Below are 25695 nucleotides of genomic sequence, written 5' to 3' on the forward strand. Positions count from 1 at the left end.
GATTGTTCGCAGTTTATAAGTTATCCCCCTCAATTTGCTTGCCCTCTATGCTTCCTTTATACTAAAAGATAGTCAACAAAATTTTTGAGGTGATTTTATTGAAAATAAAATGGAGCTATAAACCTGTTTTGGTTATGTTAGCTACGATGATTTACTTTTTTCTATTGATTAATGGAATTGAGACATATTTAAATGGGAGTTACGCAGAGCGTGCTGCTTGGCGCGGCGAGCATAAGGAAGCATTTTTCTTTAATTATATGATTGCGTTTAGTGTTTTCATTATTTTCTTAGGGATCTTTAATCGTTATTTTATCAGCTTTGTCGTGACCAATGCGTTGCTTGTCACCCTTGCTGTATTTAGCTTTTACAAGTTCAGTTTTTTAGGTGAGTTTTTGTATCCATGGGATTTAATGCTTTATAACAATGTATTGAATTTATTGCCTAACTTATATGAGACGATTAATATGACTCAAGTCTTGATTGTTTTTGGGTTGATTGTTGCTGTTCTAGCAGCTTTTATCGCTTTCCTTTTTATCAAAAAACCAAAGCGTTGGATTCGTTTGAATCCGTGGGTACGCCTGTTATTTGTTGGGCTAGGTGCCGCTTACTTAAGTATTTTTATTTTTTATCGTTCGATTCCTGAAGTTGAGTCGACGTTAAAAGATGTCGACATTAACAATATGACGTTTGATCAAGAGCGTAATTATAAAACGAACGGCTTTTTATTGACGTTTATGTTGAATATGCAAAGTGCGATTGTATTGCCACCGAGCGGCTACAGTGAAAAGAATATCATGGAAATTGTTGATGGCTTAAACAAAGTTGAGACACAGTCGAATTCAGCTACATCGAAAAATCCTAATATTATTTTCATTATGAGTGAATCTTTTTGGGACCCTACGACAGTAGAAGGGGTAACATTTAACAACGATCCAATGCCAACAGTTCGCGCTCAACAAAACGGCAATGTTTTGGCCCCTGCTTTTGGTGGAGGTACGAGTAATGTTGAATTTGAAGCGTTAACTGGATTTACGAATATGTTCTTGCCACCGGGTTCTGTCCCGTACCAGCAATATATTAAAAATGAAATTCCAGCAATGCCAAATTATTTATCGAGTCTTGGCTATGAAACAACGGCTATACACCCTTATCCAAAATGGTTTTGGAATCGCGAAGAAGTTTATAAGCATATTGGCTTTGATACATTTATCGACATTGACGGATTTACCGATCCGCTTTATAAAGGACCTTACGTCTCTGATCAACAAGTGACCGATACTATTATTGAACAAACAGAAGCTAACGAAGACCCTTCATTCATCTATGCAATTACGATGCAAAACCATACGAGCTATAATGTTGATAAATACGATGACTTTACGGTGGAAACACAAACACCCCCTGGAGTAGATCCGGTATTTAATTTATTGTTACGTTCATACACGCAAGGAATTGCTGATGCAGATGCTGCTTTTAAACGGTTAATCGATTATTACGAAACCTCTGATGAACCAACCATTGTTGTCTTTTTCGGAGATCATTTGCCGGCTATTGGCAATGATTATAAATTCTTTAAACAAGCGGAATATGTGCCGCGTGGCGCAGGAGACGTTAATTGGAGCTTAGACGATCAATTGAAAATGAGATCGACACCTTTAGCAATTTGGAATAATTTTGGTACTGAAGTTCCAGACCTTGGCACTATCAGTCCTTCTTTCCTCGCACCGACTGTTTTTGAACTAGCAGGTATTGAACAGCCTTTGTATCACGCAGTACTTGAAAACTTCCAAGCCGAAATGCCTGGCTATACGAATGAAGTAAAAGTCGATGCAGATGGCAAGCTTTATAAAGTGACGCCTGACAAAATCGAAGATGTTAAAAAGCAATACGAATTGATCCAATATGATTTGTTATTTGGTGATCAATATTCTGCCGAAAAATTATTTGGTAAAAAATAATAAATACGCAAAAACCCCTATGCTCCGGATTTTCGGTTCATAAGGGTTTTTGTTATTTAGGAGTGTCTTGTACGTGCGCTTGCACAGACTGAGCCACCATCATATGTCCTCGCGGCGTCCAATGAAATCCGAGCAATGGATCCACTAGTCCACTTTTTGCAATAAGCACATCTGTTGCGCCTCCTGCTTTTTTAACAGCATTAAGGTAATTATCCATCAGCTCGACATTTTGGATTCGAGCGACTTTACGGATAATATCGTTATAGCTTTCTTCCCAAGCATGAAGACCGCCTCTACTCGCATATAGCTGTTTAATAGTAGGGTTTTGCGCTGCTTGCGATTGATAATAAAGCGTTTCATTGACTGGCAGATTGGTCATTAAGACTACTTCAATCTTCTTTGCTTTCATTTGCGAAATCATATACGTCATGTTTTGTTCGAATTGTTCTTCGCTAACTTGTGGTTGTTTTGTATCGGCACGAATTAAGGCATCATTCAATCCAAACATCATTACGACAGTAGATGGAGTTCGATCTAAAACGTCTTGCTTAAAGCGCTTTAAAGCACTTGCTGTCGTATTGCCACTCACTCCAGCATTTACGATCCCTGCTAAACTTGGCCAATTGTAATCTGGATAGTTTGGAAACTCTTTGGGTAAATAAGAGCCCGACGTATTGCTGTCTCCAAAAGCGATAATTTCATTAGGTGACGGAGTGTTTTCTGTAGCTTTCCACTCCATCGAGCGATTGGCAAAAGCCGCTAGTTGAGCGCGTGTGACAATATCAGCAGGACGATATGTATTATCTTGTGAATATCCTACCGTGATACCACTGTCACGTAGCGCCATCACATAGTTAAACACCCAATCTCCTGGCTTTACATCTTTAAAATAATTGGTCGAATGCGTCGTGAGCTTAAAACTTTCTGTTAATATTTTAGCCATTTGTCCACGCGTTAAACTTTCATCTGGACCGTAAAAACCATTTCCTTTTCCGTGAATAATACCCGCTTTTTTTAATGCCTCGATATAACCGAATGCCCAGTGGTCAGTTGCCACATCGGGATAACTCGCATTCGTTGGTTTTAATGGTTTGATTCCTGCTGCGAGCGAGATGACTTTTGCTGCTTGCGCACGCGTTACAGCTTGATCTGGTTTAAAGCTACCATCCGAATAGCCAGACAACACCTTTTTCTCTACTAAAGATTGAACATCTTTAAAAGCCCAGTGACTTTCGTTTATATCCTTTAATACAGCAGCATTTGCTTTTTCCGTGTTCATGGAAAAAAACAAAGTTATTGAGAGTAATCCAATGAAAAACTTAGCTAGTTGTTGTTTCTTTAGCAACATCGACTTTCCCACCTTTCGCCATATGTTTGTATACTTATTCTACCATTTATTGAATTGGGTGGTTTGTACCAAACAATAAAAAAGTGATACTGGGAACAACCCCGGTATCACCTTAGTTATTTAATCTCTTAATGAAGATCCTATGTTTGCAGACACTCACTTACGCAATTATTTCAGTCTGTACATAAATACCGCTAACTGACCTCTTGTTACATTTTCAGACGTACCGAAAGAGTTTTGGGAAACGCCATTAGTCACCTTATTGGCAACTAGTGCATCTACCGCTTCTTTATAACGAGAAGAAACATCCGTGAAATTAGAGCTGCCATTACCCGATAACTTATAACCTCTTTGCAAAATAATCGCAATTTCCCCACGTGTTAAGTAATCGTTTGAACCGAATTTTGTAGTGGTTTTTCCATTAATAATTCCGGCTTGCTTTAATGCATTAACAGATGCAGTTGCTCTACTTGGAACATCGTTAAAACCAGATGCTTTAGCTCCTGCTGTATCCAATTTAAGTGCTTTTGCCAACCAAACTGCAGCATCTGCCCGAATAATTGGTTTTCCAACTCCAAACTCTGTTGCCGACATTCCATTAGTAATTTTGTTTACTAGTAAATAATCGACAGCCGGCTTATAAAATGAAGTTACATCTTTAAAGTCAACCGCAACTGTTTGAAGCTCAGGTATAGTTAACGTGTATACGCCAAATCCGTTTGCACCTGTCCCACCACCAGTCACTTTAATAAAATAATCTGTGTTGGCCTCTAGTTTATGACTCAAAGTTATAATATCAGGTGTTTCTTCTTGACCACCAGCAGTAGCATCTGCTGTAATATGTTCTCCATCTTCAGACAGTAAGCTTACCCACGAATAAAAACTACCTGTAGCCTTTATATTAACCGTGGTTGCTTTCTTCACACGCAATTTGTAATAATCTTCACGATCATTCCAACTAATTAATCCTTTAACTGTTCCTGTCGTTGGAAACGGTTGTGCTGTTAATGTTCCATTATTCCCTTCTACTTCATTATTCCCTGCAGCCTCATGAGAAATTTTAAACGTGTATTTCCCAGTATTTCTATAATCTTGAGCAAAAATGAGATAATATTTACCAGGTTCTAAAAACTCTGAATCCAACTTTTTTACTGGTGTTTCAGGTTTTCCAGATGAAATATTATGCCCCATAACTAGATCTCCAGTAGAGGCTTCAATTATACTAAAGCCCATAAAAGTATCGATATAAGAATTAACTTCTATAGATACTTTTCCACCTTTAGTTAAATCAAGCACATAGTAATCATGCATATCCTTCCAGTTTAAAAAACCAGTTACCAATCCACTTGGCAAATTAATTTTCTGAGCCGATTCCATTGTACTATTAGGCTCTATTTCAGTAGCACCCGCATCTTTATATTCAGCAGAAATTTTATATTTACCTGATTCTGCATCATATGTGCTTGCTTCTATTTTTACCGAGTACGTTCCTGGACCTAAGTCCAATACAGCTTTCTCTTTTACAGGGACACCTGACTTTCCACCTCGTAAGTTTAAACCTTTTATTTCGTCGCCATCAGCATCTAAAAAGAATACATTTGTGTCATTTATTTCTGATTGCAGAGCAAAGCTTACCGTACCAGATTTCTTAAGTGTATATGTGTACACAGTTGGCGACTCCACTAGTAAAATACCTCCATACTCTTTACCAAACTCTAACTCTGCTGCTGATGCTGTTATTGCGCCTAAAAGTACCATCGTAAGTATTACTAATAAACCCGTTATTTTCTTCTTCAACAAACCAAACACTCCTTTAGACTTATTTTTTTACTAACAATAATCATTTTTACCTATAAATTCATAATTGTCAATCTTTTTAAAGTTTAATGTTACATTACTTTTTTTATACTTTTTTAATTTACTATTATCTTAATTATGTTTTTCCCAAATAGATAAGGCTTATAGAGATGTATCTCTATAAGCCTTGCTCAAGTATATTTTTATTTATATATTTCTCGTAATGCTCTTATGATTTTAACTTCTACCGAATCGCTTAATGTCTTGTCTGGAGTTAAGCCACGGATAAACGAAGCAAATTCCACTTCACTTATTTCACCACTTTTATCTAGATCGGCATCTGTTAATAAAGTTTTTAAATTAGTACTACGGAAAGGTAATAACTCATTCAAGTCTCTTAGCTTTTCATATGGGACTTTATTGAATAACAAAGTATCCATATTCAGCCCTTGTATATTAAATTTAGCGTTGATGGTGTAAATGGTATTTTCCAACCCATCTCCTAAAATGTCTTGCAACGCTTTAAATACTTTCATTTCCGCAGGGCCGCCAATAATTGTGTTTGGAGGCAAACTCCCAACATAAGCTGAAAACTCCCCGGCATCTACTTTCTTGTTCTTATCGTGATCAGCAGCAGCAAACAATTCGCTTAACTTTAATCCACTGGGCTTTAAGGTTTCATTTAAAACGATAAGTTTTTGCAGTGGTACGTCATCCCAGTTAAAATAGGCAACAGAAGTAACAAGGTCCAGCTTTTGGATACTGACATTGATTTCTTTTACTACACTATCCATTTTTTCTTTGTTGCCATAAATACTTTGCAACACATTAAAGACCTTTGCATTTGCAGAATCTCCAGTGAAAGTATTCGATGGTAAGTTGCCAATATAAGCAGCAAACTCACTTTCACTCACTTTTGAATTCCGATCATAATCTGCTCCTTTAAACAATACGCCTAGACTCAACTCTTCATTTGACAACACACGATCTAGCTCAATAAGCTCTTCAATCTTTATCGTTTTTAAAACTAGTTTTTCCAACTTCGGTTCATGAACTTTCAACTTTGAATTGATCGATTCCACTACAGCGCTTGGTGTAGTTTCTTCGTTAAGCGGTGTGTCAACAGGAATCAAGGGAATGGTCTTCACAGCTTTTCCTAATGAGTCTTTGACAATTATACCTTCTGCAACTTGTACGTTTTTAACCGTACCGATTGGTGCATTTAACACCACATCATTTATTGTCAAAACCAAGTTGGCAATATCGGATTGATCCAATACAGTCACTTTCGCTGTCTGATTAATAGTTACACTATTTAAGTTGCCACTCAATTTCACATTCCCTGTTGTGTTAACAGCAGATAAAATACCATTATTGTAAAATGTGTTTTCTTTCACGTTAATAATTGTCGTTTTTCCTGTTACTTTAACATTTTCACCAATAACAAAGTCTGATCTTGGTACATCAACCGTCAAATTCCCTTGCAATACCCCGCCTGTAGCTGTTGAGATCAGCTGAAATGTCTCAGCGTCTGAATGATTCTTATATACAAGATTTCCAGTCAAAACTTTACCATTTAAATCTATCTTAATGTCCCGATCAAGTACTGGAAGCATTTTTGCTGTAATGTTTTTAGTGAAAACTATTTTATCAATTTCATCATTGCTAAGTGCCGCTTTCAGCTCGGCCTCACTTGCAACTGATAGTTGATTCTTTTGCATATGTAATGTAGATAATTTGTGAAGAAAAATAGCAAACTCTCCGCGCGTAAGTACTTGCTCAACCCCAAACAATTTATTTGTTTTTCCACTCGTTATTTCATTGCCTAACAACGCATTCACTGCTTCTTTATACTTAGACGAAACATCTGTAAACGCATTTGAAGTTGTACCTGCATCAAGCCCCTATGCCTTGGCTAACATTAAAGCAGCTTCCCCACGTGTAATAAGCTGATTTGATGCAAAGCTCTCTATGGTTTTCCCATTAATTATTCCATTTGCTTTTAATGCATCCACATATTTTTTTGCGCGATCTGGAACATCCGTAAACTTTGACTCAGGAGCCTGTTCAATATCTAACTGCATTGCCTTCGCTAATAATATTGCTGCATCCGCACGCTTAATAGAATTTCCTGTACCAAAAGATTTTGCCGTCAAACCTTGAGTGATTTTTTGTACCTCTAAATAATTTACAGCTTCCTTATATCGATCTGATACATCTGAGTAGCTAGATGCTGATACTGGAACAACTGCCGATACTGCTAGAGCCGCCACAAAAGTTGATGCAACAAACTTACGTTGTAGACGAGTTAAATATGCCATTAAACTTCCTCCAATACATTTTTTAATTCAAAGATTCTTTAACTTATATGCACGAAAGTTATATGTATCAATAAACCTATTTTCAATTTTACAAACAAGTAATATATAATCAATATATTTCCAAATAATTCTTTATCAATTATTTATATAATTTATTTTTACTACATGAATATTTAATGCACAATAAAAAATGGTACCAGGAGTTATCCCAGTACCATTTAACATTTTTATGAGCATAGAACGCTCATTATATTTATTTAGTTACAGTACCGTTAGCAACTTTATTTAAGTTAACGTCAGTCAAATCAGAAGCTTTAAATTCTACTGAGATTGAGTCTGTGATAGCAAAGTTTTTAGCAGTTTGTACTACTAAATCTCCGTTTATAACGCTATAGCCAGTTGTGTCAACTGTAGTACCGTTAACTTTAACAATTACTGTTTCTTTAGTAGGAGTACCAGCAGTAATAGCTTCAGTAAAGTCTACTGAGAAAGTGTTACTGTTTGATACTGTGATTTTTGTAGCAACTGGAACTACATTTTCTTTAAGTGAAATTGTTTCAGTTGCTTTATCGTTTACTAATGTATTGCCATCAACGTCTGTCAAGTTAGTTGCTGCAAAAGCATAGCTACCATTTGCAGTTACAGAACCTTGTGGCAAAGTAACAACAACTTTAGATCTGTCATCTACAAATTTAAGAGTTGTGCCAGTTGGTAATGCTTTTCCACCAAGCGTGTAGTTAGAAGCAGTTAAAGCAGAGTTACTCATTTTTTTGTTGAATAAAACTGTAATGTCTTTGTTATTTGTAGATGGAGTCACTGCAGAGAATTCAACAGTTTTAGAAACCGTACCTGGTGTAGTTACATATTTTGGTGCTGTTGCTGAGAAATTGATAGTATTAGCAACTGCATTGTTATATGAGTCTACTACAACTTTTCCAGCTAGTTCGAATGTATAAGTTGATTCTTCTACAGAATCAAAGTCAATTGCAACGATATTTTTTTCATTTCCTTTAATACCGTCTTTGCCGTCTAAATCATAGCCATATGCTACATTAAATCCTTTAACAAGATCAACCGCTTTGCTTGACTGGAAGATTCCATCAATCGATGTAATTACAAGTTCATTAGAGTCAGTTAGAAGACCTTCAGAAACTGCATCATCGAAAGTTAATAGGATTTTGTCATCTGTACCGTTCGCAGCAGTTTTGATTGAAGCAGAAATGAATTTTGGAGCTGTTGTATCAGCTGTAAATGTCGCGTCAAACTTCACTTCATTCATAGTGTTAGTAGTCATGTCTTTAAAGCCATTTACTACAACTTGTCCATTAACAAATGTTTTACCATTTAACAATCCAGCAGCTTGAACATCAACTGTGTATGTTTTTTCATCTTCAGAAGCAACTAAATTAGTTGTTACTGAAGTACCAGCGATTGTAACTGTACCTGGAGCTACTTTTTCTGAGAAAGAAAGTGTCAACATATTGCCTGTTACTGATGTAGAAACTGTAGGTTTTACATCATCAACAACTGGTTTAGCAACAGTAAAGTTAGATGTGATTTGACCTGACATGTTGCCTGCAGCATCTTTAGCGCCAACGATATCAAGTTTGTAAGCTTGATCAGCTTTAAGATTTACAACTTTTAAAGTTTTGCCCGAAACTGTGTAATCTGTACCTTTTACTAGTACAGTACCATCTAAGCTAACTGTTCCTTCAGTTGCTAAGTCTTCAGAGAAAGTAACAATAGCTTCAGTACCTTCAGCTTTAATAGAAGAAACAGTTGGAGCTACGTTATCTGTATAAGTGAATAGAGAAACGTATTTTGAAGTAGAAACTTTAGCATCAGCTTTAGTTACGATTGGTTCAATTGTTAAAGTAGCGTTAGTTACATTCATAACCATATGAGATGTAAGAGTAACAGTCATGCCATCTTCAGAAACTACAGCAGAATCAAAGTTAACAACGCCTTTAGAATCTACTAAAGAGTAATTCATAAGATCTTTTGCATCAGTAGCATCAACAGCTGTGCTAAATTTCACTTGTAATTCTGTTCCGTTAAGTGCTGTTACAGATGTAACTGCTGGAGTTGATGGAGTTGCTTCAAGTTTAGATAATTTGTGAAGGAAGATAGCGAAATCTCCACGTTTGATTGATGCTTCGATACCAAAGCTAGTTGATGTTGTACCAGCAGTGATTTCGTTTTCAACTAATGCTGCAACTTCTTTAGCGAAACGGTGAGTTGTGCCAACATCAGTGAATTTAAGTTTAGAAGCGTCTCCGCCTTTAAGGTCATAAGCTTGTGCAAGCATGTAAGCTGCTTGTCCACGAGTGATTGACTGGTCCCAGCCAAATTTAGTAGTAGAAACGCCGCTGATGATTCCAGCTGCTTTAAGAGAGTTAACTGCAATAGCACCACGTGCCGGTACGTCAGAGAAACCAGAAGCTGGAGCTTTTTCGTCCATTAAGCCAGCTGCTTTAGCGATCATAATAGCTGCATCACCACGAGTGATTGAAGCGCTAACACCGAATTGAGTTTCAGAAAGACCGTTTGCAATGTTGTTAGATACTACGTAATCTACTGCATCTGTGTAACGATCTCCTACATCAGTGAATGCTGATGTTGATGCTTGATCTGCGAATGCCGCTGGAGCGATTGCTGATGCTACTAAAGTAGCCGTTGCTGCAGTTGCTACGAATTTTTTGTAATTTTTTGGTTGGTAAGCCATTAATGTAATTCCTCCTTGGGTTTGTGGTGCTATAAATATGTTGAGTCGTTTAACTCAATTCAGTTAGCTGTTTCGCCTCAATTATTCCCATCATATGTAGATTAGGTAAATCTTTTAGATTATACACTAGTCCTACATCTTCAAGTCATTACAAAAGTATTTAACAGATAACTAAACTCTTACTTAGTTTACCAAAGAATAAAGTTAAATCAACCTTTAATGTAATATTATCTCAAAATTTTTACTAATACTTACAAAAATAATACAGAAGAATTACAAATATTATTAAAAAAAGAATATTCAACGACCTGATTGGTAATTAGTACCCATATATTAGTATTTTTTCATTTAAATATACAAAAGATATGAATTTTTCTGATAATTATTGAATTATTTAACGAATTTATCATTTTTCAAAAAATCATTTTTTTATTTTTTTAACAATTTAACTACTTAATTATTAGTGTTTTTGAATAAAAACCGTGCCTTTTTACACGATTCTATTAATTTTTATTTTCCTTACTAAAAATTAGTAATTTCGTTTTTAGTCTTTATACCCCCTACCAATAGGCATATTCAAACCATTTATCTAGCGATTGTTTACAGTACACTCACATTAAACAGAAAATAGCCCCGACTGGCTATGTCGTATCAACATAGTCGTTCGGGGCTAGACGCCTTATTACCTTATTTAGATTGGAGTAGATCTTCATTTACCATCAACATTGCTAAAATCGCAGCTAAATAGATTGATACCGCAGGTGCCGTTAATACATGTCCGGCAGTATAAGCAATGCCAATCCCTAAAAGAAAAGCAACGCCGTACAATATATAAAAATACGTAAAATGCGTTTTAAAATTAAGAACAAAATGAATTAAGAATTTACCAACAAACCAAACAAGCGGAACCATCATGTAAAAGAATGTAATCCATCCGAATGAATAAAACCAATCATGAAAATCCATTTCAATCATTGTTGGTGATTTACCGGGTTCTGGTATTTCGTAATTGCCTGCAAATCCTAATCCGAAAAGTTGCTGCATCAATGGTGAACTGTGAAAGTCATCGTTCACAAATTTCGCATATGTTTCACGCGAACTAAATACTAGATTTTGCACTTGTTCATTTGTTATACCTGTTTCTTCTTCTTCTGGTTCGAAACCTTCGTCACCTTCAACTAATACTTCGTCTCCGGGACGCTCTACTGCATCACCAAAATTTAAATTTATGCCAAGTGAATTGATATGAGCAAACATATTGCCATAAACAGGTGTTAGAGGTGTAATCGCAATTAATACAACCGTCAAAAAAGTTGCAATTAGCAAATTGATTTTAATAGTCGAATTTCTTTTTTTCATAAATAATAGCATGATTAGGCTACCTACAAGAACTGAAAGTAAAACGATGATGATACCGCCATAACCAACTTTCGTACCTAGTGCTAGCATCCCAATAGATAAAAGCACAAACGGTATCCATGACCAAGATTTTTTCCAAGAATCGGTTTTTTCAATTGCATATAACGCCATGATTGGTAAAACTATGGCCATAATGGCGCCTACTTCGTTTCCTGCATAAAACCAACCTGTAAAGCCGACTTTTGTGTGCGAGTAGTTTGAAAGACTCGTTCCAGTTACTTGCGCAATGATAAAAATAACACCGATAAACATCCCAGAAATCCATAAGTATTTTGTTGTTTGACTTGCAATATTATAGTTTTTATCTTTGAGTTGACGATAAACGACTAAGAACCCAAACAGGACGATATGGAAGTAGATTGCTTTATTAAAAAATTTAAGTTCTTGAAACAAATAATATGGATCTTTGATTTGAAGATTGCTAAGTATGTTGATGACGATCAATAATGCGAGTCCGATTAAGTAAATAGTAAAAATGCGACTGTTTTTGCTGAACTTTGCCATCCATAACAAAAACACTAATGCTAGCACCATATATGCAGTTCGCAACAATACGCCTACAGTCAAACTAGTATTGACCATAAAAATTGAAGCAGTCGTTAACACATCAATGAGCGGTTGAATAGCAATAAATGCTATGAAAAGTATTAATATTTTTTTAGATTCCATAGTTAAATCCTCTTTCATTTGGTTAGCTCAAGTTCATGAAATATTGATGAAAGCTTCGATTGAATCTTTCGTTGATCATAATTTTGCGCTGTATCATAAGCGGCATTAGCGATTTGTTGCTTTTCTTCCATTGTTAATCGGTTATACAGTTCCAATTGTTTAACCAAATCTTCCCAATCTCCCACTTTAAACAACCAACTGTTAGCACCATCCTCGACATAATCTAATATGCCGCCTATACGACTTGCGAGAATCGGTGTTTTACATGCCATTGCTTCAAGTCCTACTAAGCCAAGACTTTCCCCTTTTCTAGTAGTTGGAAATATGAAAAGTTCAATGATGTTGTAAATGACCGCTAAGTCTTGATGTTTCATAAGTGGATAATGGATTACATAATCATTCAAACCAAGTTCTGATCTCATTTGAAAAAAAGCCTTATCCTCTTTTCCTGAACCAACCATAATTAAACGAGTTGTGTTTTTTTCAGACGGGTTTCGTTCAAGAAACGCAGAAAATCCTTTTAATAAATGATCCCAACCTTTGCCGACGTCCATTCGGCCTACATAGCCAAAGTATTTCCTAGTCGGATCTAGCTTTAATTGTTTGAGTTGATTTTCACGTTCTTGGGAATTCGGATAGAATACAGCTGAATTTACTCCACCTGAAGGAAAGATTTCAATCGGTGTTGTAATGTTGTATTTCTCCTGAACAAGTTGTTTGTAGTAATTAGACGGAGTAATCACCAGAGTGGATTTTTGCAAAAGTTTTTTTACATACGGTTGGAATTTCTCCTGAGATGCTACTTCCGGAACTACGTCACTGCCATGAACGTTGGTCACAATTCTGACAGATGGCTTTAGCTTTTTCAATAACAATAATGGAAATGCGTTATGGGCAGCATAATGTACATAAACTGCTTCATAATTGCCTACTAAGCCTTTCCAAACGACATTGAAATAATGACCAAGATAAGAAGTTGCTTTTTTGGATTTTTTAACACTTTTTTTAATAACGGCTTTATGCACAGTAAATCCTTCATCCGTTAAAATGGCTTCAGTGTTTTTCACAAAAACACCAAAGCTGGGAAATTCTTTTGAAGGGTACATATTTGATACCAGCAAAATTTTCAAAGACAAGCCTTCCTTTCGAACTTTACTTGTATTCCTCTAATTTTAGTTTCATAAATTCGATTAAATCATCACGAAGCTCTGGGCGCGCCAATGCGAATTCCAACGTAGTCTCGACAAATCCACGTTTTTCTCCTACATCATAACGCTTTCCTTCAAAAGCGTAGCCGTAAACATTTTGCACTGCATTTAGTTGTTCGATCGCATCGGTCAACTGAATTTCCCCACCAGCTCCAATTTTCATATTGTCTAGAAAACTGAAAATTTCCGGCGTGAATATGTATCGACCAATAATTGCTAGATTTGAAGGAGCCGTTCCCGCTCTCGGTTTTTCAACAAAGTTGTTGGCTTTATATAGTCGCCCTTCTTTCGTAGACGGATCCATAATGCCGTATCGGTATGTTTCTTCTTCTGGAACTTCCATAACACCAATAACCGAAGATTGTGTTTTATCAAATTGGTCCATTAATTGTTGCAAACCCGGTACTTCTGATTGAATGATGTCATCTCCAAGCAACACAGCAAAAGGTTCGTCTCCGATAAACTTCCGGGCGGTCCATACAGCGTGACCGAGACCTAAAGGAGATTTTTGACGAATATAGTGAATATCTACTTTGCTTGAGAGTTGAACGGCATTCAGTAACTCAAATTTTTCTGATTCTGCAAGACGAGCTTCAAGAAAAGGGGCAGAGTCGAAATGATCTTCGATTGCCCGTTTATCTTTTCCTGTAACAATGATGATGTCTTCAATACCAGAAGCAATCGCTTCTTCAACAATATATTGAATTGTTGGCTTGTCTAAAATGGGTAACATTTCTTTTGGCATCGCTTTTGTTGCAGGTAGAAAACGCGTACCTAATCCAGCAGCGGGAATAATCGCTTTCCTTACTTTTTTCATAGGGCGCCTCCTAGTTTTTTGAGTCTCCAAGTACATATACATCAAATCCTGCAGCTTCCCACTTCGCGCGGTCTATGCAGTTTTTAGTGTCGATAATGATTTTATTTTTCATAGTAGTTAGTGTAGTCGGATCTAAATCTTTAAACACTTGATGGTCTGTTAACATCACTAAAGCGGAAGCATCTTGTAAAGCTTCTTCCGAGTTTTGTGTTTGTTGTTCAATATTATTCACTTTAATATGTGGGTCGTATGCCACTACATCAAAATTCCGCTCACCAAATTGTTTTACAACGTCTAGTGAGGGGCTCTCGCGCATATCGTCAATATTCCCTTTAAATGCTAAACCAAAAATGGCGATTTTAGAGTTATTGATGCCCTTTGCTTGAAGAATGCTTGACGTCAGCTGCGCTGTATATGCTGGCATGTTGTCGTTCGTTTGACGCGACAAATGGATAATTTTCGATTTTTCAGGGTCTAGTTCTACTAGGAACCATGGATCAACAGCGATACAGTGACCACCTACTCCTGGACCTGGTGTATGGATGTTCACGCGCGGATGATAGTTTGCCAGTTTAATCGCTTCCCAAATGTTTACGCCAATGTTTTGCGCAATCATTGCCAATTCATTTGCAAAGGCAATGTTAACATCTCTATAGGTATTTTCCATTACTTTGACAAGTTCGGCCGTTGTTGTATCTGTTTCGTGCATCTGACCTTTTACAAACGATCTGTATAAATCAGACGTAACACGTGCAGATTCTTCGTTAACCCCGCCAATTATACGGTCATTAGAAACTAACTCCGCAAACACTTTGCCCGGGATTACCCGTTCAGGAGAGTGAGAGACGAATAATTCTGTTCCGATTTCAAGATTGGATTTGATCAATTCAGGAAGCATGATATTTTCAACTGTTTTAGGTGGCACAGTCGATTCAAGTACAACCAAATTGCCTTTTTTCAAAAATGGAACAATTGATGCTGTCGCTTTGCGAACATAATCAAGTTCTGCCGTTTTATCGGCATTAATCGGAGATGGAACGGCAATGATGAATACGTCTGCTGCTACTGGTCGCGTATCAACTGTCATCGCACCTTTATCGATAGCAGATTCTAAACGCTCATGCAAACCGTTTTCTTCTATATGAAGTTCTTTATTGCCAATCATTTTAACTGTTTTTTCATTAATATCAACACCATGGACTTGATGACCGTGGTTAGCAAACATAACCGCTGTCGGTAAACCAATATAGCCCAAACCAACAACACAGATAGACTTTTTCATTTTTCCATTAGCTCCTTTAGCGTGATCGTAATACTTTCATTAAAAAGACCGGCAAATTCATTTGCCGTTTGATGCGGGATGGATTCGAGATTAATCGGTATAACCACTCGATACCAAGCTTACGAAAAAGCATTGGCGCTCGTTTAACGGTTCCAGAAAAAACATCGAAACTTCCACCAACACCTTGAAATACTTGGACGTTTTGAAGGCGCCCCATGTTCCGTTGAATCCACAATTCTTGTTTCGGACTGCCAAGCGCCACAAACAGAACTTTTGCTCCACTGGCGTTTATGCGCTCAACTAAAGCATCTTCGTCTTTTTCAAAGCCGTTCGTATACCCAGCAATTCGTATTCCTGGGTTGCTTTGCTGAATATTGGTTATAGCTTTCGTGACGACTTCGTCTTGTGCTCCATAAAAATAGACTGGATGTTGTTCTTGTGTTGCAAATTCTAATAGTTTTGCCATCATGTCTACTCCTGTTACACGAGAAGTAATGTTGCCGCCTTTTATTTTAGCAGCGAGCAAAATTCCGATACCGTCAGCAATTTGGTAGGTTGATGAATTGATTAAGTCTTTTACTTTTGAGTCGCGTTCAGCGGCAATGACCTTTTCAGGGTTAACCGCAATGATGGTAGATTGTTCGCCATCTGAAATTCGTTTTCTTAAATCTTCTATTATACCTTCATATGAGAGAGGTGAAACATTCACCCCTAAATAGGTTTCCTTCATGATAAATACCCTCAATTCGCTAGCTTTCAATTTTATTAGTATATCAGATTTTAACAGTAGTTGCACAGGCAGATTAACAAGTGATAGAATTTAGCAAGGACAAGGCGTCAGCGCCTTAGTTTGAGGAGGAAACAGTGTGAAAATAGTACTATCCGGCTTTTATGGACTTGGCAATACTGGCGATGAAGCCATTCTTAAAGCAATCATCGATAACTTAAGAGCAGAATTAAATAATCCCGACATTACAGTATTTTCTTTATCTCCAGATCAAACAGCAAAAGAATACGGTGTAAAATCTGTGTACCGAGCTTGGAGACGCGAGAACAAAGAAAAAGTAAAAGCTTTGCGCGAGGCGGATTTAATGATTTCCGGCGGCGGTGGATTATTGCAAGATACGTATCCGACAAAATTCTTATTTGGTCCACTTCCTTATTACTTATTGATCGTGATGTTGGCCAAAATTTGCGGAACAAAAGTGATGTTCTTTTCTCAAGGAATCGGACCTGTTACATCTACTTGGGGCAAGATCTTAATGAAGCTATTTGCAAACCGTGCAGACTTTATCACGGTGCGCGATCAATATTCAAAAGATTATTTGAAAAAACTAGGTGTTACACGTCCTGAAACAGTTGTTACAGCGGATATCGTTTTTGCTTTTAAAGCTGACGAAGAAGACCGTGCATATCAATCACTGCCCTTAACAGGCGATGAAAAAATTGTAGCAGTTACTGTCCGCCCTTGGTTTAGTCATCCTGACTATATTGAAAAAACGGCTCATTTACTAGATCAATTGATTGAACAGCGCGGCGTTACACCTGTATTCGTTCCAATGGAAGGAAAATACGATGTTCCCGCTTCAAAAGAAGTAATGGCGAAAATGCAGCACGCTGATAAAACTCATTTACTGGGTTCTGACTTTACGCCAAATGAGTTTTTGAATTTTATTCGTCATGCAGAATTGACAGTTGGTTTACGTTTACATGCGTTAATTTTTTCTGCCTTGTCAAACGTTCCTCATCTTGGGTTCAGTTACGATAAGAAAGTTGAAAGTTTCTTAAAACGTTCAGGTATGTGGGATTATTCTTTCCGATTAGGTGAAATCGATGAAACCAAACTGTTAACAAACGCGTTATACTTATTAGATCATAAATCAGAAGCTCAACAAATTATGGAACCGAATGTTGCCAAGCTTCATGCAGAAGCCATGCGCAATATTGAATTACTTCAAGAAAATTTTGTAAAATAGTTTTTTAGGAAGGAACTGTCAAATGAAAATTTTATTGGCAACAACTTACGATTATCCCCATCTTGGTGGACTTTCTACACATATGACGACATTGAAAACAGGTCTTGAAAACTTAGGACATACCGTTGATACCTTATCTTTTTCCGATGTATCAAAATGGCGTCGTGATTTTATTGCTCGCGGTCCTTCTTTCCTATTGAATAAAGCCTCACTTGGAGCCGGATATGTATGGACATTAAATCGCCGCCAAGAATTTTTGGAGAAAATGTTAAAAGACGAGAAATACAAATCTTTTGATATTATTAATGGCCAAGATGTTTTCGCAACACGTGCTTCTCTTAACGTCGGTTTACCAACCGTGACAACGACGCATGGTTATTTAACTTATGAAGGCATTTCAAAAGGCTCGGTTGCTGAAGGTAGCAAACATGCACAAAAATTACTTGATGTAGAAAATAGCATGTATAAAAAAACACGCGCTGTCATCACTGTTGATACGCGGATTAAAGAATACATTAAGCGTGAAGCTGGCGTTGAAGCGTCGATGATTAAAAACTTTATCGATGTGGAAGATTTCAAACCTGAATTGGATCGTCGAGAAGAGTTCCGTACAAAATACGGCATTTCACAAGACGAGCTAATTTTCTTTATCCCTCGTCGATTGACGAAAAAAAATGGTGTTATATACCCAATCTTATCTTTCCCTCCTGTACTTAAAAAATACCCGAATGCCCGCCTAGTGTTTGCTGGTACTGGTGAAATGATGGACGAGATGAAAGCAAAAGCAAAAGAACTAGGTATCGACAAAAATGTCACGATGCTTGGAGCTGTCGCTCATAAAGACATGATTCAATATTATGCATTAAGCGATATTGCATTAGTGCCTTCTATTTACTCTGCTGGTGTAGAAGAAGCAACTTCAATTTCTGCTTTAGAAGCTATGGGTTCTGGTATTCCTTTGATCGCTTGTGCAGTCGGCGGATTGAAAGAAATCGTTGACCATAATATGGATGGACTGTTAGTTGAAGAACAAAACGTTGAACAGCTATCAGATGCTATGATTCGTTTACTGGATAATCCACAAGAAGGCGAGCGCCTAGCGAAAGCTGCCCGCACAAAAATTATCGAACAGTATTCTCATTTTGCAGCTGCCGAAAAATACGAAAAGATTTATCAACAAGCGCTGACAAAAAACTGAGTATCCAAAGAAAAGGTGGCCAGCTCTCTATTTTGAGCTAGCCGCTTTTTATTGAGAAAGAAGTGAATTCATGTCGAGTCTTAAAAAAGCAGCCATTTGGACTACTGGTCTGGCTTTATTATTGAAACTTTCAGGTTTGCTACGCGAATCGATTGTCGCCCGAGAATTTGGAGCTTCCGCTGAAACAGATGGTTATTTCTTGGCTTTCTCCTTTATCACATTAGTTGTAGCGATGATTGCCACTGGATTTAATAATGTTTTCTTACCGATGTATATTAAACGTCGTCAAAACAAATTGGATTTAACAGATGTCAATGCCAACGCATTATTAAACTGGACAATGTTATTGTTTATCGTCGTTTCGGTGGTCGGTTGGTCTAGTGCTAGTTGGCTTGTGCCATTCATTTACGGCAATATGCTCCCTAAAACTGAATTAATTGCGATTGATATGACGGAAGTCTTCTTTATCTTTATGACGTTTATCGCATTAGCGGGCTTACTGGAGTCTTATCTTCAATCACGACGCATCTTTGTTCCAACACTGGTCTCCAAATTACTTGCAACATTTATGTCTGCATTGTTTGCTTTGTTATTTAGTGAAGTATGGGGCATTTATGCATTAGCTTATGGTTTTGTTACAGGTACGATTATCGGCGCCATTATCCAAGTGTATTATTTGATCAAATCAAATTACAAATGGGAACCCACTTTAAAACTGGAATCAGACTTTAGAAAAGCTTTTGTTATTTTAATCATTCCTTCTTTATTAAACTCTGTGGTTGGACAAGTGAATTTATTTGTCAACAAAGCGTTCGCATCAGGTACGATCGAAGCTGCCGTTTCTTATTTAAACAACGCTTCGTTAATCGTTAATATTCCTACTGCTATTTATGCCGCTACATTGGCAGCCATCATTTTCACACTTATGTCGGAACAGGCAAACGATCAAGCAAAATTTAAAGATACACTGTTTTTAGGTATGGAAATTTCGTTTGTCACACTTGTGCCCATTTCGGTCGGCCTATTAGTCGTTGGAGATGCAATTATTTCCGTCATCTACGAAGGTGGCGCATTTACAGCTCAAGATGCTGACTATACGTATATGGCCTTATTGTTTTACTTGCCGATTATTATTTTCCAAGGTATGCAATTGATGTTATCAAAATCAATGTATGCACGTGGTAAAACGGCTGTTGTTTTCCGTATTAGTGTAACGACGATTGTTCTTAACTTTGTATTAAACTGGTTTTTAGTAGACGACTATGGCTATTTGGCATTAGCATTTGCCGCTTCTATTGTTTCTGTTTACTATTTCACATTGTCTATGATTGTGGTTTACAAAGATTTAGGCATGTCTGAATTGAAACGAGTTGGTTCTATGGCCATTCGTGTTGTCGTTCCTGCAACAGCTATGGGATTGTCAGTCTGGGGTGTTAAAACCGGTTTTTCAGCTACAGAATGGCCAGCACTTATCCAACTTGCTGTTTTAGTTCCTATTGGCGTTGCCGTATATGGTGTACTTTTACGCTTTATGCATCCAGCTGGATTCAAACGTTTAATCGGCTTAATCAAGCGGAAAAAGAAAGGGTGATGATGTGTTTAAGAAAGTTTTCTTAGGAGTCGGCATCTTGTTGCTGATTGCGCTCCTGTTATTCACAGCTTATTTCTTCATAACAGAAGATCGTGTCATTTACGAAGGCGATAGTCTAGCAGTATCGATTGAGTTACCAGCAGTGTTTACTATCGTTCCTCCTGAACAAACCGAACAAACTTTAGAAAATACAAAAGATATTAGCCACCGTGCACAAATCAGCTTATTCGGTGCACCTATCGGTTTTTTTGAAATAACTGAACGCACATTAGGTAATAGCTCTCAATTTCTTTTTGAACGCTTTGAGAATAATAGCTGGCTGTTTATTCCTGCTACTGTGACAATCTCAGGATTAGAAGATGCTGAATTTACAAGCTGGAACCCAACGGTTGTTGAACATGAATACCACAATGTTTTCGGAATGGACCCAACAGTTAACCCATTTGGCACTATAAAGAGCTCAGATTTAGAAATTCTTCAAAGTAATGTATATATCTCTAAAAAATTAGAAAAGACATACGCCGACAAGACAAGCAGTCACCTTCGTGAACTATCAAAAGAAGCTCGAGATTTAACCGTTTCAGAAACTAGCATCACAAAAGAGTTTTGGTTAAAACCACACGAACTTGCAGAATCTTGGGCTATGTTATCAAAAGACCCATTGTTCTCGTCAGACGCTTCTGAAGAAGAGTGGATTGATCACTCCTTGCACAATCAAACTGTTCAATTAAACTGGCTCACAGCAGATGGTCCTTACACAAAATTACCGTTCTCGATTGAGCCAAGTACTAAATTAGGCTATGGTCGTGCAATTGGTCGTTTTGAAGACGATGAAGCTTTACGATGGAACAAAAAAGATCCGTCTGTATTTCACGAAACGATGATATTGAATTCTCGTGTCAATTTGCTTTATTACTTAGCTGAGTTTGACGGCTCTCGTTGGCCAACAGAATATACCAGTACATGGCTGAAAAATGCATATGAAGTAACCGCCCCTTATGTAGACACACGTTACAATGAATACGTAGCGTTTTACTTGGATGAAACAGCCACATTGTATGATGACAAAATCGATCAAGGTCAATCGGCAGTCGAAACTTATGCAAATTATTTACTAAGTGAAATCAAAGAAAAACAAACACTTCCTACACCTAACGGTTTGTTAATCGTCGATTATTTTGATGAAGACGAGGATACACCCTTAACTCACGCTTCGTTAAACCATGAATTAGGCGGACTTAAAATTTTACTTCAAGCCTATGGCAATACAGAGCAAGACGAATACTTAAAAGCAGCAAATCTTATTACAACTGGCATTGAAGAGTTTGGTCAAGACCAAGATGGATGGATTAGAGGAACTGGTGACCTATGGTATCAAGCACGACCAGACGGGACATTTAGCGGAGACGATTACCCTCAATTAACTTTGCTTGATCTATTAGAAACACAATTATTGCTCGAAGAACTCGGAATGGCACGGAACGCTTATTTTGATGAATTGATTGATTCGAAGCTCAGCTATTTAGAAAGTGAAAACATCGAGTTAATCGAAAAAGTAACGAGTATTATGGATTGAATAAGTGACATGGTTAACAAGACAAAGAGAGAGCTATGGGAATCCATAGCTCTTTTCTTTATGCAGTTGAGAAAGTCTTAAATAACCGTATTCCCCGAAGTTTATCGCTCACTTTCTGTGGGAGCTGGAGTCGAGTGATAAACTTCTCCAAATACTAGTCAGTTTACTTTATTTAGATAGCAAAAATATTTAGTTTTTATAAAAGATAAGTAGTTTTTCTAGCTTCTCACAAAAGTCACCCAGACCAATTTGTTTTCAACAAAAAAGACTGTAGACAATTCGATGAAATCGAGTTTGTCTACAGTCTTTCATTTCAAGAAAATTCCTTACCGCTTTACTTGATTATTTAATGAGGTCAACTAGGTCTGAGCGAATCCAGCCTATACCATTATTTGTATCAGCTTCCGGATTCAAATCTGAAATGACTTTGTACCAAATATAGCCGTCATTTGCTTTTTGTTCCCCTAATATAACAACAGGGTAACCAAAAGCGTTATTAACTCCAAGGTCTGCACGTTTAAATTGATACAGTATAGTTGAGCCGTTTGGTGCATTTCTCACATTTGTAGATGCCGTATTGGTAATTCCCAATTGATGTTGACCAATATCTTTTTTACCTAGCTCTAAATCTGTACGGAACATATGTCCCGCTACCTTAGCTCCCCATGTAGGATCTGAAGCATAGCTGACATTAAAGCCAGTCGTTTTGTTCCCTGGGCTAGCGCCATTTGCGTAGCCACCAAGTGGATTGGCATAATTGCGGTTCATGTATTCACGAGCAAATGCATCGATACTTGCTTCAGGGTTTGAATATGTCGTGCCTTCGTGAGGAGATCCGTCATAAACGCGAATTCCGAAAAGGTTATTTTTTGTTTGTGCATTAGTACTCATTCCATAAGCACTTTCATGCATAGCAGCAGCTAAGATAAACAACGCATTTACATTGTACTTATTTTGAATTTCAATGAAATACTTGCCTTTGCCAATCAATTTCGACTTTGTTGTAGCATCTTTATACGTACCAGAACTAGACGATACTGCGGTTAACCTATTCATCAAGAATTGATCCAACTCTTCAGCTGTGTAGTTGGTTTTTGTACGAACCGATTGATATTGGAAGTATGGGTAATGAACAAACTGAGTTGCGCCTGCTTCATTAGCAAAGTGTACACCGTCTTTGCTGTAGTATTTCACGCCTTCTGCCATTTCAGCAGGTGCTGGTCCAATAGAGTGACTAGAGCCGGATTTACTAACATAATTATATTGGTAATGCTCTAATGTACTCCATTTGTTTTTCAAGTAATAATCACGATTGCTAATTAATTCCGAAGGAACAAAATCGACTTCGCTATGTTTCGCGTAACCGATTGTTCCGCCTACTTGCACTTTTACGAATTCTGCATTGGCGTCAATATAGAGAATTTCTCTACCATGTTCAACGTATGTCGCTTGTTTCGTAAAGTTTGAATCAAAGTAAATCGTTGTAACCTCTTTAGCGCCACTTCCTGAAACACGATCTCCAAAAGCAAGTCCGCTTTTAATTCGGATAATTTCATCCCCTTTGAAAATCACTTTTGCAGTAGCAACACTCTTGAATGATTCAGCTGCTTGCTGGTATTCTTTGTGTCCGTATTGTTGTTTAACCAATTGGCCGTTATCTACATAACCGAGATAGTAAAGTGAATTATCATTTGGTACATCTGGCAAAATTGGTGGTGCACTTGCTTTTTCATGGGCAAGTAAGAAGCGGTAAATAAATGCTGCTGCCTGCTCACGACTTGCGATATCTTTTGGTCCGAATTTTAAACCATTTTTCCCATCCGGGATGCCTTCTGTAATTTCATAGTGGACGATTGCGAACACTGCGCGAATCCCACCAGAAGAATTAAAGTCGGCTGCATCTGAGAATTCGATCCGCTTTTCTTTTAAATCCATTTCTTGATACTCAATAACATTTTTTAACGTTTGCGCCATTTGTTCGCGCGTAATGTTGGCAGTCGGACGGAACATACTTTCTGAAACACCAACCATCAAACCTGCGCTATATGCTGCGCCAATTTCATTTGAAAGACTTGAATTTTTAGGTACATCTTTAAACGGGTGAGTCCCTGCCGGCAAATTTAATGCACGGTTGATGAATGCTGCGAATTGCTCACGTGTTACACTAGCTGTCGGTTTATATGTACCATCTTTATATCCAGATAATATCCCTTGTTGCACCATTTCTTTCATTTCTTTCTCCAATGCACTTCCAGGTACGATATCGGTAGCTTGAGTAATTGATGCAAAACTAAAAATTCCACAAAGTAATAAAATTATGACTGCAAACTTATTGAACTTATTCATATGGGCCCCCTATTAGTTTTAGTATTGTTTGTAATTAAGGATATTTTCACTGTAACTTAACACCTGACTTATAGTGCATTAGTTTCCAATAAAATACTCTTATTTAATCAGTTTATAGTAATAATATGTTTTAAAGAAGGATAATATGTAAAAAAAGAAAAATGAGCGCTTTATGCCCAGTTTACTTTTATTACAAAAAAATTACTTTTGTGCCTCGTGACTTTTTACCTGTGAAAGAATTAAAAAAAAGAACCTTCCGAGTAATTCTCGAAAGGTTCTTTTTGTTTTTACTTAACCATCATTGAGCTGTATAAACCAGCTGCAAATTCTGCACGGTTAGCATTTTTTGATTCATAATATTTTGATGTTTGGAAAACTGTTGTTTGATCGATTGCTTTAAGTGCAACGATGTGTTTATGTGCCCAGAACGTTGAAGGGATGTCTAAGTATCTTGCACTTGATGCACTCGTTTGCGCTTTACTGGATTCAGACATTTTAAATGCTCTGTCTAAAATGACAGCCAATTGAGTTTTTGTTAATGTATCATCCACACCGTAAGCGCCATTTGTATAACCGAGAATGATTTTTGATTCGTTCATCGCCGCAATATCTTTTGCAAAACGATGTGATGTTGAAACATCTGAAAAATTCACTGCACTTGATGGCTGAAGTTTTAATACTCGATTTACCATCGCAGCTGCTTGTCCACGAGTAACCGATTCATTTGGACGGAAATCTTGTTTTTCAAATCCACTAATGATTCCTGAAGTGTTTAATGATTTAATCGCTGTGTAAGCTGGGTGACTTAAAGCTACATCAACAAATTCACCGTTTGTTACTGGCGGAAGCGCTGCTTGAATTGGTGCTGTTACGCTTTTGACTCCACTTAAACGTTTAGCTCCAGCGTATTTAGGACCCCAATAAGGGTTTGTATTAATGTTCGAAATTGCTACGCCTTTACTTTCCGCTGAAATTACGTTGCCATCTCCCAAATAAATTCCTGTATGAGAAATTCCTGGCTTGTATGTATTTGCAAAAAATACTAAGTCGCCTTCTTGAAGATTGCTTTTCGAAACGGGTGTACCTACGTCAAATTGATCTGCTGAAGTTCTCGGTAATGAAATATCGAAGTTTTTAAATACGTGAAGGATATATCCTGAACAATCAAATCCCGCTGTCGTAGTACCGCCAAATTTATAAGGGGTCCCTTCAAATTTAAGAGCATAACTTGCAATGTCGTCTGGTTCTGCTGCTTTAGTTTCAGTAGATGCAAAAGGACTGATTACCGTAAATAATAGTACCATCATCATTATTAGTAATATGCGATTCTTCAATTCGTCACCTCTTATAGTTTTTTTATTAGGTAGTGTTATTCATTTCTGTGTCAAATATTTCTTTTCTTAATCTATTTTTGATTCTAGCAGACAATTCGTACAATTATTGTTACATTTGCATTACAATTAC

16 protein-coding genes and 1 pseudogene are annotated in these 25695 nt (G+C 37.3%); 5 read left to right on the top strand and 12 right to left on the bottom strand.

All coding sequences use genetic code 11. The annotated features are described in order from the left end of the window. Window positions 1-98 precede the first annotated feature (98 nt). Complete coding sequence (locus MLE13_RS10775; protein ID WP_240749719.1) at window positions 99-1958, top strand: LTA synthase family protein; 1860 nt, start codon at window positions 99-101, stop codon at window positions 1956-1958. Window positions 1959-2010: 52 nt separating this feature from the next. Here MLE13_RS10775 and MLE13_RS10780 read toward each other — a convergent pair whose 3' ends face one another. From MLE13_RS10780 to MLE13_RS10825, 10 genes and pseudogenes are all read right to left on the bottom strand, one after another. Next, window positions 2011-3306: an S-layer homology domain-containing protein gene (locus MLE13_RS10780; RefSeq protein WP_240749720.1), complete on the bottom strand. Its 1296-nt coding sequence runs from the start codon at window positions 3304-3306 to the stop codon at window positions 2011-2013. Window positions 3307-3474: 168 nt separating this feature from the next. After that, window positions 3475-5106, bottom strand: coding sequence for an S-layer homology domain-containing protein (locus MLE13_RS10785; RefSeq protein ID WP_240749721.1), 1632 nt, complete (start codon window positions 5104-5106; stop codon window positions 3475-3477). Window positions 5107-5306: 200 nt separating this feature from the next. After that, window positions 5307-6965, bottom strand: a pseudogene (locus tag MLE13_RS10790) (S-layer homology domain-containing protein); the annotation flags it as partial. A gap of 42 nt (window positions 6966-7007) precedes the next feature. After that, window positions 7008-7424, bottom strand: coding sequence for an S-layer homology domain-containing protein (locus MLE13_RS10795; RefSeq protein ID WP_240749723.1), 417 nt, complete (start codon window positions 7422-7424; stop codon window positions 7008-7010). 253 nt (window positions 7425-7677) lie between these two features. Beyond that, a complete protein-coding gene (locus MLE13_RS10800) occupies window positions 7678-10149 on the bottom strand; it encodes an S-layer homology domain-containing protein (protein ID WP_240749724.1) in 2472 nt (823 codons plus the stop codon). Window positions 10150-10836: 687 nt separating this feature from the next. Next, the gene (locus MLE13_RS10805; RefSeq protein WP_240749725.1) at window positions 10837-12237 is read right to left on the bottom strand and encodes an O-antigen ligase family protein; all 1401 of its coding nucleotides are present in this window, start codon (window positions 12235-12237) and stop codon (window positions 10837-10839) included. Between the two features lie 14 nt (window positions 12238-12251). Next, window positions 12252-13367, bottom strand: a complete 1116-nt coding sequence (locus MLE13_RS10810; protein WP_240749726.1) for a glycosyltransferase family 4 protein — start codon at window positions 13365-13367, stop codon at window positions 12252-12254. Between the two features lie 22 nt (window positions 13368-13389). Then, complete coding sequence (gene galU, locus MLE13_RS10815) at window positions 13390-14262, bottom strand: UTP--glucose-1-phosphate uridylyltransferase GalU (RefSeq protein WP_240749727.1); 873 nt, start codon at window positions 14260-14262, stop codon at window positions 13390-13392. Between the two features lie 10 nt (window positions 14263-14272). After that, window positions 14273-15544, bottom strand: coding sequence for a nucleotide sugar dehydrogenase (locus tag MLE13_RS10820; RefSeq protein ID WP_240749728.1), 1272 nt, complete (start codon window positions 15542-15544; stop codon window positions 14273-14275). 16 nt (window positions 15545-15560) lie between these two features. Continuing rightward, the gene (locus tag MLE13_RS10825; protein ID WP_240749781.1) at window positions 15561-16277 is read right to left on the bottom strand and encodes a WecB/TagA/CpsF family glycosyltransferase; all 717 of its coding nucleotides are present in this window, start codon (window positions 16275-16277) and stop codon (window positions 15561-15563) included. 133 nt (window positions 16278-16410) lie between these two features. Here MLE13_RS10825 and csaB point away from each other — a divergent pair, with 133 nt between their 5' ends. The 4 genes from csaB to MLE13_RS10845 all read left to right on the top strand — a co-directional run bounded on the left by csaB (window position 16411) and on the right by MLE13_RS10845 (window position 21885). Then, window positions 16411-17520 carry a polysaccharide pyruvyl transferase CsaB gene (gene csaB / locus MLE13_RS10830; protein WP_240749729.1) on the top strand — a complete coding sequence of 370 codons (1110 nt, stop codon included), beginning with the start codon at window positions 16411-16413 and terminating at the stop codon, window positions 17518-17520. 22 nt (window positions 17521-17542) lie between these two features. Further along, window positions 17543-18718, top strand: a complete 1176-nt coding sequence (locus MLE13_RS10835; RefSeq protein ID WP_240749730.1) for a glycosyltransferase family 4 protein — start codon at window positions 17543-17545, stop codon at window positions 18716-18718. 70 nt (window positions 18719-18788) lie between these two features. Next, window positions 18789-20309 carry a murein biosynthesis integral membrane protein MurJ gene (murJ, locus tag MLE13_RS10840; RefSeq protein WP_240749731.1) on the top strand — a complete coding sequence of 507 codons (1521 nt, stop codon included), beginning with the start codon at window positions 18789-18791 and terminating at the stop codon, window positions 20307-20309. Between the two features lie 4 nt (window positions 20310-20313). Continuing rightward, on the top strand, window positions 20314-21885 hold the full coding sequence (locus MLE13_RS10845) for a hypothetical protein (RefSeq protein ID WP_240749732.1): 1572 nt from the start codon (window positions 20314-20316) through the stop codon (window positions 21883-21885). A gap of 342 nt (window positions 21886-22227) precedes the next feature. On the opposite strand, the gene MLE13_RS10850 is transcribed toward MLE13_RS10845, so the two are convergent. Continuing rightward, the gene (locus MLE13_RS10850) at window positions 22228-24231 is read right to left on the bottom strand and encodes an S-layer homology domain-containing protein (protein WP_240749733.1); all 2004 of its coding nucleotides are present in this window, start codon (window positions 24229-24231) and stop codon (window positions 22228-22230) included. A 287-nt stretch (window positions 24232-24518) separates the two neighbouring features. Further along, window positions 24519-25565: a C40 family peptidase gene (locus MLE13_RS10855; protein WP_240749734.1), complete on the bottom strand. Its 1047-nt coding sequence runs from the start codon at window positions 25563-25565 to the stop codon at window positions 24519-24521. Between the last annotated feature and the right edge of the window lie 130 nt (window positions 25566-25695).

It is taken from the genome of Planococcus halocryophilus (genome assembly GCF_022489025.1).
GTDB lineage: Bacteria > Bacillota > Bacilli > Bacillales_A > Planococcaceae > Planococcus > Planococcus halocryophilus_A.

Excerpts from the sequence above, each read along its gene's own strand:
- MLE13_RS10780 (WP_240749720.1), bottom strand. The coding sequence starts at position 3,306 with ATGTTGCTAAAGAAACAACAACTAGCTAAGTTTTTCATTGGATTACTC.
- MLE13_RS10795 (WP_240749723.1), bottom strand. The coding sequence starts at position 7,424 with ATGGCATATTTAACTCGTCTACAACGTAAGTTTGTTGCATCAACTTTT.
- MLE13_RS10800 (WP_240749724.1), bottom strand. The coding sequence starts at position 10,149 with ATGGCTTACCAACCAAAAAATTACAAAAAATTCGTAGCAACTGCAGCA.
- MLE13_RS10805 (WP_240749725.1), bottom strand. The coding sequence starts at position 12,237 with ATGGAATCTAAAAAAATATTAATACTTTTCATAGCATTTATTGCTATT.
- galU (WP_240749727.1), bottom strand. The coding sequence starts at position 14,262 with ATGAAAAAAGTAAGGAAAGCGATTATTCCCGCTGCTGGATTAGGTACG.
- MLE13_RS10820 (WP_240749728.1), bottom strand. The coding sequence starts at position 15,544 with ATGAAAAAGTCTATCTGTGTTGTTGGTTTGGGCTATATTGGTTTACCG.
- MLE13_RS10835 (WP_240749730.1), top strand. The coding sequence starts at position 17,543 with ATGAAAATTTTATTGGCAACAACTTACGATTATCCCCATCTTGGTGGA.
- murJ (WP_240749731.1), top strand. The coding sequence starts at position 18,789 with ATGTCGAGTCTTAAAAAAGCAGCCATTTGGACTACTGGTCTGGCTTTA.
- MLE13_RS10850 (WP_240749733.1), bottom strand. The coding sequence starts at position 24,231 with ATGAATAAGTTCAATAAGTTTGCAGTCATAATTTTATTACTTTGTGGA.